The sequence below is a fragment of the Neisseria sp. HMSC03D10 genome, from assembly GCF_001807625.1.
In the GTDB taxonomy this organism is placed as follows: domain Bacteria; phylum Pseudomonadota; class Gammaproteobacteria; order Burkholderiales; family Neisseriaceae; genus Neisseria; species Neisseria mucosa.
Map to the genome: position 1 here is coordinate 1 of NZ_KV789585.1, position 10,249 is coordinate 10,249.

Below are 10,249 nucleotides of genomic sequence, written 5' to 3' on the forward strand. Positions count from 1 at the left end.
AAATACTGTAAACAACGCTACTGATTTCTACAGCTTAGGTTTGTGAATAAAAAACGTCGTCTGAAAACCAAACTTCCAGTTTTCAGACGACGTTTTATTCAAAGATTATCTCTTTATCCGACCATTTCATCGACTTTGCGTTGATAGCTTTTCAACAGCTCCGCCGAGCGGGCAAATCGTTCGGCTTCGTCGTCTGAAAGTTGCAGGTCGATGATGCGGACCGCGCCTTGGCGGTTGACGACGGTCGGTACGCCGATATACACGCCGTTTTGTCCGAACTCGCCTTCAAGCAGGGTGGAGACGGGCAGCACGACGCCTTGATTGTGTAGGATGGCGTTGGAGATGCGGCTCAAGCCCATGCCGATGCCGTGGCTGGTTGAGCCTTTGGCGGCGATGACTTCGTAGGCAGCATTGCGCACGGTGGTATAGATTTTGTCCATACGCGCCTGCCCGTCTTCTGATTGTTCCAACATCTTCTGAACGGACATACCGGCGATGTTGGCGGTACTCCAAAGCGCAATGATGCTGTCGCCGTGTTCGCCGATCATCATGGCATCGACGCTCCAAGGCGCGACGTCGAATTCGTTGCCTAAACAAACTCGGAAACGGGCGGAGTCAAGGATAGTGCCCGAGCCGATAACGCGCTCTTTGGGCAGCCCTGAAAAGCGCAAAACGGCATAAGATAGTACGTCCACAGGATTGGAGGCGACCAAGAAGATACCGTCAAAGCCCGAAGCCATGACTTTCGAAACGATGTCGCGGAAGATGCGCAGGTTTTTGTCGATTAAGTCCAAACGGGTTTCGCCGGGAGCCTGCGCCGCGCCGGCGCAAATACACACGATGTCCGCATCCGAACAATCATCGTAATCGCCGACGTAAATACGCGCGGGCGAGGCGGCATAGGGCATTCCGTGGCGGAAGTCGCGCGCTTCGCCTTCCGCGCGCGTGCGGTTGATGTCGATTAAAACCATGTCGTCGCACAAGGCTTGGTTGAGCATGGAATAGGCGTAGCTGACACCGACCGCGCCCAAGCCTACAACCACTACTTTATTACCAACTTTTTTCATGTTTGTTCCTGTTTGTTTGTAAATAGGAATTATTAATAGCACCAAGGCAGAGTGCCGTCAAATTTCAGACGACCTGTTTGCTTTGTAGCGGATTGTAGTGGAAAAATAAGCACATAAGCCGTTTGCCGGTCAGGGCGGAAGCAATGGCAAGAAAAGCAGGGAAGAGGATTGATATAATGCAGTATATTTATTTTGATTTAAGTCATGAATATCATCATAAAACCGTTATATTATAACTTACGGAGTGTATCCGAAAATTCGGACGGATTTTGTTTGCAGACATTGCCACCGAAATACGGAGACACAATAGTCATGAATCACGATAATGAAAGGAAACGAATGAAAGCGAAATCTTTATTGGCGGTTTTGGCTGCCACCTGCATTTTGTCCGCTTGCAGCAGCGCAGGCAGCAGCTTGGCGGACGGGCTGACCAAGCCGTTTGATCCTAATGCAAAAGATTGGAAGCAACTGACTGTTTCCGAATCTGTTCCCGATGGCGGCATATTGGAGTTGACCGACAGGGGCGGTAAAACCCAAACCCTGAAAAAAGGAGGGGTTTTGGATACGGGTTATCTGAAAAACGACCGTGTTTCCGATTTTGACTATGTGAAAAAAATCAATGTAAACGGACAACTTATCGAATTGGAACGCGGTGATTTCTTGGTGTATAAACAAAGCCATTCTATCGTTGCCGCCACTTTGGCAAAGCAGAAAACCAATCCGTCAGATGGAGCGCGTTCCGAGGCATTCGATTTTCATGTTAACGAAATTCAGGGGCAGGACATTGCTTTCGGTAATCTGCCTAAATTGGGGCAAATAAACTACAAAGGTATCGCGTTCAACGGCGACGACCGCAGCGGGCGTTTGTCTTATACGGTTGATTTTGAGAAGAAACAAGGCAGCGGAAGCATCAGCGGAATGCATAGCGGCTATAACGTCGAATTGGCGAAAACCGACATCCAAGCCATGGGCAACGGCTCAGGCTTGAGCGGCAAGGCTATGAAGGACGGTGTGGAAAAAGGTAGTTACGAGCTGAAGCTTTTCGGCAGTAAAGCCGAAGAAATTGCCGGTAAGGCTAAAATCAACGACGGGGGTAAAACTCAGGAAATCGGTTTGGCCGGTAAGAAAGAGTAGGGCGGGACAATCCTCAGTCTGACAGATAAGGTCGTCTGAAACCTTTATTTTAGATAAAAGGTTTCAGACGACCTTTTTGTATCGGCAATTTGGAAAATATAGCTAAATGACTTTATTTTCGATACGCAACTTACCGGGAATGACGGAATTCCATGACATTCTGTATTTAAAGTTAAGTATGTTTGCTATATGGTTTGTAGGCGTGGATGCTTTGGATTCAAGCAACTTTCATGATGCGTTCGATTTCATGCCAAAAGCCGTCGGGGCGCAATTCAAGTTTGGCGATTAAGCCGCTTTCGATTTGGCGGACGTCTCGGTCGGACAGGGTTTGCGCCTCGGCGACGCGGGCAGGGGCAAGGTATGCCATGCGGTCGATGAGGTGGTAGCGTGCGCCCTCTGTGGTCGGATATGCCGACCAGTCTCGGATAAAGACGCCGCGCCAGCAGTATGGGTTCAGCGGGGCTTCGGCAGAATCTGCGCCGACGGGGAAAAAGCCGATGCCGCGTATGATTGAGGCGGGGTGCGGCGCGTCGGGGAGGCGGTTTTGCCGCAGGGTTTCGCTGCCTTCGGGGGATTGAAGCAGGGTGAGTTGGCGGGGCAGTTTGGCGGCTTTGGCGGCGAGGGTGTCTTTGGGATTGAGTCCGCACAGGTCTGCGGATTTGCCGCTGCCGCTGCCGTAATATTTGCAGGTCAGTTCGATATGATAGGGTTTGCCGTTGATGGAGGCGATGAAATCGGCGGCGCCTTGCGTGAGGTCGTCTGAAAACACGGGCAGGTTATAGGCGTGCAATTCGGTATGCGGTGCGTGGGTGAACCAAAATGCGAGCAGGCGTTCGGCGTAGATGCCGAGTCGGTTGCCGAAGGGGGCGTGTTCGGCGAGATAGTCGTCTAAGGGGGTGGGATTGTCGTCCAAATCCAAAAGATAGCGGAAGCCGCGTTCGCCCAATAGCTCGCGGACGCTCAATTCGCAACCGCTTTGCCAAAGCGGAGGGGCGGTCAGCAGGGTGGCGAGGTCGCGGACGGTCGGGGTGGTGAGTTTCCACCATAGGGCATCTAGGGCGTAGTTCATGGCTGTATCTGGTTGATAGTTTGGCTGAGATCGTCTGAAAACTTGATTGAAGGTTTTCAGACGACCTTTTCAGTCTTTCTTCTTCAAGCGATGGCTGACGGTATTGAAAAAGCCGCGCAGGATGTCGATGTCTTCGGTTTGCGTGTTAGCGCGGCCGAACAGGCTTTGCATACGGCGCATCAGGCGTTCGCTGTTGCGGCGGTTGAAGAAGCCGATATCGTCCATGACGTTTTCCATGTGGGCGACCATGCCTTTGATTTGTTCGTGGGTGGCGGCGTGGTCTTCCTGTTGCAGGTGGGTCATGGGCATATCGGTCTGACTGAAGATTTCGTAACACACGACCTGAACGGCTTGGGCGAGGTTGAGCGAGAAATAGTCGGGGTTGCCGTTGATGGTCATCAGACGGTTGCATGCCTGCACTTCTTCGATGCTCAAGCCGAAGGTTTCGTTGCCGAAGACGAGGGCAACTTGTTCTCCGCGTTGTGCCGCCTGCAATAATTCGGGAACCAGTTCGCGCGGGGTTTGCAGCGGGGCGGTGATTTCGCGGCGGCGGCTGGTAAGGGCGCAGGCGAGCGTGGTGTCGGCGAGGGCTTCGTCGAGCGTGGCGGCAATTACGGCGTTGTGCAATACGTCTGCCGCGCCGGAAGCGAGGATGAAACTTTCCTCCGGCAGTTGGAAATCTTGCGGGTTTTCGGGGTTGAAAACGGGCGGCTGCTCGGTCATCGGCGTGGACATCAAATTCGGGGCGACGATGGTGAGTTTGTGCAGCCCCATGGTTTTCATGGCGCGGGCGGCGGAGCCGATATTGGCGGGATGGCTGGTGCGGGTGAGGATGATGCGGATGTTGCCGAGATAGTCGGGCAATTCGGGCTTGGCTGAAGTCATGTTTTGTTTTCGGTTTGTTCGGGAATCGGGTATAATACGCCATCTTTTTGTTTTCAGACGACCTTTCGCCTTGGAGCTTGAGAGGTCGTCTGAAATGTTCTTTAACAACGTCGGAAACGTACAAACGTTGCGTCCGGTGCAGATGCGCCGGACGGTATTTTACCTGATTTAGAAAGAAAACCCATGAATCCGTTTTTAAATACCGCTTTCAAAGCCGCCCGTAAAGCCGGGCAGATGATGATCCGCGCAAGCGGCAATCTGGATGCCGTCAAAGTTGACAGCAAGGCATTCAACGATTTCGTTTCCGACGTTGACCGCAATTCCGAGATGATTTTGGTGGAAGCGCTCAAAGAGGCCTATCCGCATCACAAAATCACTTGCGAAGAAGGCGGTTCTCACGGCAAAGCCTCTGCGGAATACGAATGGATTATCGATCCGCTCGACGGCACGACCAACTTCTTACACGGCCATCCCCAATACGCGATTTCCATGGCGCTGCTGCACAAAGGCGTGTTGCAGGAAGCTTTGGTGTACGCACCTGAACGCAACGATGTTTACATGGCTTCACGCGGCAAAGGCGCGTTGCTCAACGACCGCCGTATCCGCGTTTCTTCCCGCATTGAGTTGAACCGCTGCTTGATCGGTACAGGCTTCCCTGTTGTCGATCAAAGTATGATGGATAAGTATCTGGCTATTTTGAAGGACTTTTTGGCGAAAACGGCCGGAGGGCGCAGAGAAGGCGCGGCTTCGTTGGATTTGTGCGCCGTGGCGGCTGGCCGTTTGGACGGTTTCTTCGAGTTCAACCTCAAGCCTTGGGATATTGCCGCAGGTGCGCTGATTGTGCAGGAAGCAGGTGGTATCGTTACCGATATGTCCGGCAATGAAGGCTGGCTGGAAAGCGGCGATATTGTGGCAGCCAATCCGAAAGTGCTGGCGCAAATGTTGCAAATCATTGGCGGACATCTGTAAACAGGAGGTCGTTTTCAGACGACCTTTTGCTCGTTTTTAATACGGTGTCGTGATTTAGCAATAGTAGGAATATCATCCATGTTACTTTCAGGAGCAGATAACTACCTTTTATCGCAATCTGAAAACAGGGATTCCGATTAATGATAATATGCTCAAAGAATTGATTTGCAACAGGCAACCCCTATGCCAATCTGATAAATGACGAACCGTATTGTTGTGAATAATATGAAGAAAAAAACTTTTTTGAATCGTCCCAAAACATCCGTTTTCCGCACCGGGCAAATTGCTGCCGTGGTGTGCGCGGCAGTATGCGCGGCAACGGCGCAGGCTTACCCTTTGCAGGCTATTTTAAGGGATGCCATGGTGTCCGACCCGATTGTGAGGGAAGCGAAAGCAACCGAAGATTCGGCCAAAAGTACGACGAAGGCGACCCGTGCGCGCCATTATCCCGTATTGACGCTGACAGGTACCAAAGTTTTGGCGCAGAAAAACAAATATTCCAGCAACGATATGAATGACGGTGTCGGCATACGCGGAACTTTGAATGTATATTCATGGGGCGCCATCAATGCGGCGGTACGGCGCGATAAAAACAGAGAGCAATACTACCATCATCGTTATTTCGAAAATCAGGAACGTCTGGGCAGCGACATCGGCAAACTCTATTTGACCGCATTGCGCGCGAAAGAAATCCTGCGCATCAACCGTCAGAGCTTGGTCCGCCACAATAATCTTCTGAAAGATTTGAATATTATCGTGAAATACGATAGCGGCCGCCGTTCCGAACTCATTGAAGCGCGTGCGCGCCTGTTGCAGGTCGAATCATCCATCGCGCAACAACAACGCACGATGGAATTGGCGTTGAGCCGTCTGTCCCGCTATACCGGACGGCAGTTGACGGCAGAGGATTTGGAAGATCCGTTTGCCAACGACAGCGCGGAATCATTGGTCCGCCGTTTCAAAACCGCCGATAACAATACTAATCCTTCCTATCGGGCGCAGGTGGCAGAACGCGACAGCGTGAAGGCAGATTTGGACGTTTCCAAAGCAGAGCGCCTGCCCGCCGTGAATCTGGAAGGTAATGCGAACCGCGACAACAGACAGCTTTATTTAAATGTGGCATGGAATGTCTTAGACGTTGCCGCGCGCCATAATGTGCAGAAAAATGCCGATGCCCTGATTGCCGCCGAATCGAAATCCGAGCAAATTATGCGCGACATCACCGAAAAAACCCAAACCGCCGAAATCGACATGCGCGAGAGCGAACGCCGTGCCGATATTGCCGCACAACATATTGCCGCTCAAAAAGATGTGGTTAAAACTTACGAGCTGCAATTCAAAATTGCCCGCCGCACGCTGACCGACGTTTTGGGCGCATACAACGAATTGTCCAGCATTGAGCAGGAAAACATTTCGGCGCGCAACGACTTCCGCGATGCCGCATTGGATTATCTGGCTGCGCAGGCGCAAATGGCGAATTGGGCAGGCTTGAAGCAATAACATAAAATCTTAACATCATTACTCATTACGCGAATTATCATGAAAGCAATCATCGAACATATTGTGTTGGTTACCCGTCTCTTAGGGGCGCCTGTGTCAGAAGCCGCGCTGACGGCAGAGGTGGTGCGGGATAAAAAACTCAATGTCAACTATCATTCCCTCGTCGAAGTCTTGCGCAGCCACGGCTTCGAAAACACATTGTCCAAGCGCAATCTGGAAGACATTCCATCGCTTGCCGTTCCTGTGATGATCATTCTTCACAATGAAGAGGCTGCCGTCATTACCAATATCGAAGGTTCGGGTCGGAACAGGAAATATCATATCCGTCAGGTAGATGGCTTGGAGCAGCAGCTTGATCATGACCAGCTTTCCGGTCTGTATCTGGGTTACTGCTGGTTTATCAAGCCCAAAATGGCGGCGGACACGCGTTCCGAACTGCCCGAATACCACCTCCCCAAAGCATGGTTTTGGAAAGTCATTTGGCGTTTCCGCAGCTATTACTATCAAGTGATTTTGGCGACCGTCATCATCAACTTCCTCGCCTTGGTCAGCTCGTTGTATGTCATGAACGTTTACGACCGCGTCATTCCCAACCAAGCCTATGAAACCCTGTGGGTTTTGAGTATTGGTGTTGTCCTCGCCATTTTGTTCGAATTTGCCGCTAAGATGATACGCGGCCATTTGACCGACATCGCCGGTAAAAAGGCCGACCTGATTATCAGCTCTGCCTTGTTCCGTCGCGTGATGGCATTGCGCCTTGCCGACCGTCCCGCTTCGTCCGGTTCATACGCCAACAACCTGCGCGAATTTGAATCCGTACGCGAATTCATGACCAGCGCGAGCCTGTTGACTTTGGTGGACTTGCCGTTCCTATTGCTGTTTATCTTTGTTATTTCGATAGTCGGTGGCAAATTGGCTTTGGTTCCTTTGGCCATCATTCCGATTGTCGTCATTGTCGGCTTCATCGTCCAACGCCCCTTGTCGCGCCACATTAACGAATCCATGAAAGAAAGTTCGCAACGTTCAGGCCTTGCCGTAGAAGCCATTGAAGGTATCGAAACCCTGAAAACCAACAATGCGACTTCATGGGCGCAACAACGTTGGGACGAGTACACCGCCAAAACCTCCGCTTCATCTATCAAAGTAAAAGACACCAGCAACTTCATGGTCAACTTCGCCGTTGCCATGCAGCAGCTCAATACTGTCTTTTTGGTCGTTGTCGGTACCTATCTGATTCATGCCGACAACCATGCGGAACGGATTACCATGGGTGCGCTGATTGCCTCCGTCATCCTGTCCGGCCGCGCGTTGGCGCCGTTGGCTCAAGTTGCCGGCCTTGCTACCCGCTTCCAACAGGCGAAGCTGGCGTTAAGAGGCGTGAACGACATTGTTTCCCGTCCGATCGAACGCAGTCCCGAACGCAAATACATTACATTGGATAACGTTCAAGGCAATATCGCCTTTGAAAACGTAACGTTCAAATACAAAAACGAAAGCAACAACGCAGTTGACGAGTTGCGCATCAACATCCGACCCGGTGAAAAAGTCGGTATCCTCGGACGTATCGGCAGCGGTAAAAGTACCATGCTGAAGCTGGCGAGCGGTCTGTACGACACCGAAAAAGGCAACGTAACCCTCGACGGCGTCGATATGCGCCAACTTGATCCGAATTTCCTGCGGAACCAAGTCCTCCTGTTCAGCCAATCTCCACGCCTTTTCTTGGGTACATTGCGCGAAAACATGGACTTGGCGCGTACCGACAGCTATTCGACCGACCAAGACCTGCTGACCGCACTCAAACGTTTCGGTCTGGACCAAATCATCCGCAACCACCCAAGAGGCTTGGATATGCCTTTGGGTGAAGACGGTTTGGGTCTGTCCGGCGGTCAAAAACAAATCATCGCCCTCGCACGCATGACGCTGCGCGACCCCAAAGTTGTCCTTTTGGACGAGCCGACAACCAGCCTCGACCAAGGTACCGAACGCATGGCATTGAACGCGATTGCCCACTGGGGACGCAACCGCACCATGCTCTTGGTCACCCACCGTCCGCAAGTGCTGCAAATCGTTAACCGTATCATCGTAATGGAAAACGGCAAAGTCGTTATGGACGGCCCGCGCGATTTAGTGTTGCAAAAACTGATGCAAAACGAGCAAAACAAAGTCAAAGCAGCACAACAAGCGCAGGAAAACCAACGTCCCGGCGAAGCGGCGCAAGCATGACGAAAAGGGAAAAGGTCGTCTGAAAACACAAGCAGAAAGCGTTTCAGACGACCTCTTTGAAAACAACAAACAGATACCGAAGATTCATCATTATGAGCGAAAACAACGTTAAATCCAAAGACCTGCATCTCATTAACGATTTGAATGCAGCCTTGCAAAAAGAAAAACACAGCGGCCAATTTTGGGTCATCATCCTGTTTTTCCTGCTGCTCGTCGTCTTCGTCGTATGGGCATACAACAGCACCGTCGAAGAAGTAACCCGCGGCAACGGTAATGTCATCCCCAGCAGCCGCGAACAAGTCATCCAAAGCCTGGACGCCGGCGTCATTACCCAAATGATGGTTAAGGAAGGCGATTTGGTCGAAAAAGACCAAATCCTGCTGAAGCTCGACGATACGCGCAGCCTTGCCGTATTGCGCGAGAGCGAGGCCAAAGTCCAAAACCTCGAGGCCACTATCGCCCGCCTGAAAGCCGAAGCTTACGGCGGCAAACTCACGTTCCCCAACAGCGTCAGCCCCGAACTCCGCCGCCGCGAAACCGCCGCATATAACGCCCGCCGCCAAGCCATGACCGATGCCGTACAAAGTCTGGTACAAAGCAAAGCGGCGCTTGACCGCGAAATCGCCATTACTGCACCTATGGTGGCACAAGGCGTTATGTCCGAAGTCGAACTCCTCAAAATGCGCCGCGAATCCAGCGATCTGACCCTGCAAATTGCCGAACGCCGCAACCGTTACAGAACAGATGCCAACAACGAACTGGTGCAATCCGAATCCGAGCTGGCGCAATCCAAAGAAAACATGGCCATGCGCGCCGACCCGGTCGACCGCTCCCAAATCCGCTCCCCCATGCGCGGCATCGTCAAAAACATCAAAATCAATACCATCGGCGGCGTAGTCAACCCGGGCGAAGAAATCATGCAAATCGTTCCCGTTGATGACAAACTCCTTGTCGAAGCCTATATCCGTCCGCAAGACATCGCCTTCGTCCGCGCAGGACAGCCCGCACTGGTCAAAGTCAGCGCATATGACTACTCCATCTACGGCGGATTGGAAGGCAAAGTTACCCTTGTCGGCGCAGATACCGTCAGCAACTCCATGCAAAGCCGTGCCAACGATCTGAAGCTCGACCCCAACCAAGTTTACTACCGAGTCATCGTCCAAACTGAGAACAACGCCCTGAAAGACAAAAACGGTAAAGACATGCCGATTATTCCGGGCATGGTTGCCACAGTGGACATTAAAACCGGCGAAAAAACCATCTTCCAATACCTGATCAAACCGATTACCCGTATGAAGCAGGCATTGAGCGAGCGTTAATTTCCCGAGTAAAACTTGCTTAACAGTCAAAAGGTCGTCTGAAAAACCGGTACAGGTTTGAACTGCACCCCAAAAGTTGGACA

At 51.8% G+C, this 10,249-nt stretch carries 8 protein-coding genes; 5 read left to right on the forward strand and 3 right to left on the reverse strand.

The genetic code is table 11. The features are described 5' to 3' along the window. Positions 1–113 precede the first annotated feature (113 nt). Positions 114–1,067, reverse strand: a complete 954-nt coding sequence (locus HMPREF3066_RS08995; protein WP_003740659.1) for an L-lactate dehydrogenase — start codon at positions 1,065–1,067, stop codon at positions 114–116. 339 nt (positions 1,068–1,406) lie between these two features. Here HMPREF3066_RS08995 and HMPREF3066_RS09000 point away from each other — a divergent pair, with 339 nt between their 5' ends. Then, positions 1,407–2,201, forward strand: coding sequence for a factor H-binding protein (locus HMPREF3066_RS09000; RefSeq protein WP_070442312.1), 795 nt, complete (start codon positions 1,407–1,409; stop codon positions 2,199–2,201). 217 nt (positions 2,202–2,418) lie between these two features. On the opposite strand, the gene HMPREF3066_RS09005 is transcribed toward HMPREF3066_RS09000, so the two are convergent. Together HMPREF3066_RS09005 and HMPREF3066_RS09010 are read right to left on the reverse strand one after the other, a co-directional pair. Continuing rightward, positions 2,419–3,270, reverse strand: a complete 852-nt coding sequence (locus tag HMPREF3066_RS09005) for a DUF1853 family protein (RefSeq protein ID WP_070442316.1) — start codon at positions 3,268–3,270, stop codon at positions 2,419–2,421. A 69-nt stretch (positions 3,271–3,339) separates the two neighbouring features. Continuing rightward, positions 3,340–4,155, reverse strand: a complete 816-nt coding sequence (locus tag HMPREF3066_RS09010; protein ID WP_070442318.1) for an RNA methyltransferase — start codon at positions 4,153–4,155, stop codon at positions 3,340–3,342. 183 nt (positions 4,156–4,338) lie between these two features. On the opposite strand from HMPREF3066_RS09010, the gene HMPREF3066_RS09015 reads away from it, so the two are divergent. From HMPREF3066_RS09015 to HMPREF3066_RS09030, 4 genes are all read left to right on the forward strand, one after another. Beyond that, the gene (locus HMPREF3066_RS09015; protein WP_003767904.1) at positions 4,339–5,124 is read left to right on the forward strand and encodes an inositol monophosphatase family protein; all 786 of its coding nucleotides are present in this window, start codon (positions 4,339–4,341) and stop codon (positions 5,122–5,124) included. A gap of 198 nt (positions 5,125–5,322) precedes the next feature. Beyond that, a complete protein-coding gene (locus tag HMPREF3066_RS09020; protein ID WP_083286438.1) occupies positions 5,323–6,624 on the forward strand; it encodes a TolC family protein in 1,302 nt (433 codons plus the stop codon). A 39-nt stretch (positions 6,625–6,663) separates the two neighbouring features. After that, positions 6,664–8,847 (forward strand): type I secretion system permease/ATPase, encoded by a 2,184-nt coding sequence (locus HMPREF3066_RS09025; protein WP_003767962.1) that lies wholly within the window; start codon positions 6,664–6,666, stop codon positions 8,845–8,847. A 92-nt stretch (positions 8,848–8,939) separates the two neighbouring features. Then, positions 8,940–10,166 (forward strand): HlyD family type I secretion periplasmic adaptor subunit, encoded by a 1,227-nt coding sequence (locus HMPREF3066_RS09030; protein ID WP_003756845.1) that lies wholly within the window; start codon positions 8,940–8,942, stop codon positions 10,164–10,166. Positions 10,167–10,249: the final 83 nt, after the last annotated feature.

What these genes read in the sequence shown, in the direction of transcription:
- HMPREF3066_RS08995 (WP_003740659.1), bottom strand. Translation starts at nt 1,067, where the DNA reads ATGAAAAAAGTTGGTAATAAAGTAGTGGTTGTAGGCTTGGGCGCGGTC.
- HMPREF3066_RS09000 (WP_070442312.1), top strand. Translation starts at nt 1,407, where the DNA reads ATGAAAGCGAAATCTTTATTGGCGGTTTTGGCTGCCACCTGCATTTTG.
- HMPREF3066_RS09005 (WP_070442316.1), bottom strand. Translation starts at nt 3,270, where the DNA reads ATGAACTACGCCCTAGATGCCCTATGGTGGAAACTCACCACCCCGACC.
- HMPREF3066_RS09010 (WP_070442318.1), bottom strand. Translation starts at nt 4,155, where the DNA reads ATGACTTCAGCCAAGCCCGAATTGCCCGACTATCTCGGCAACATCCGC.
- HMPREF3066_RS09015 (WP_003767904.1), top strand. Translation starts at nt 4,339, where the DNA reads ATGAATCCGTTTTTAAATACCGCTTTCAAAGCCGCCCGTAAAGCCGGG.
- HMPREF3066_RS09020 (WP_083286438.1), top strand. Translation starts at nt 5,323, where the DNA reads ATGACGAACCGTATTGTTGTGAATAATATGAAGAAAAAAACTTTTTTG.
- HMPREF3066_RS09025 (WP_003767962.1), top strand. Translation starts at nt 6,664, where the DNA reads ATGAAAGCAATCATCGAACATATTGTGTTGGTTACCCGTCTCTTAGGG.
- HMPREF3066_RS09030 (WP_003756845.1), top strand. Translation starts at nt 8,940, where the DNA reads ATGAGCGAAAACAACGTTAAATCCAAAGACCTGCATCTCATTAACGAT.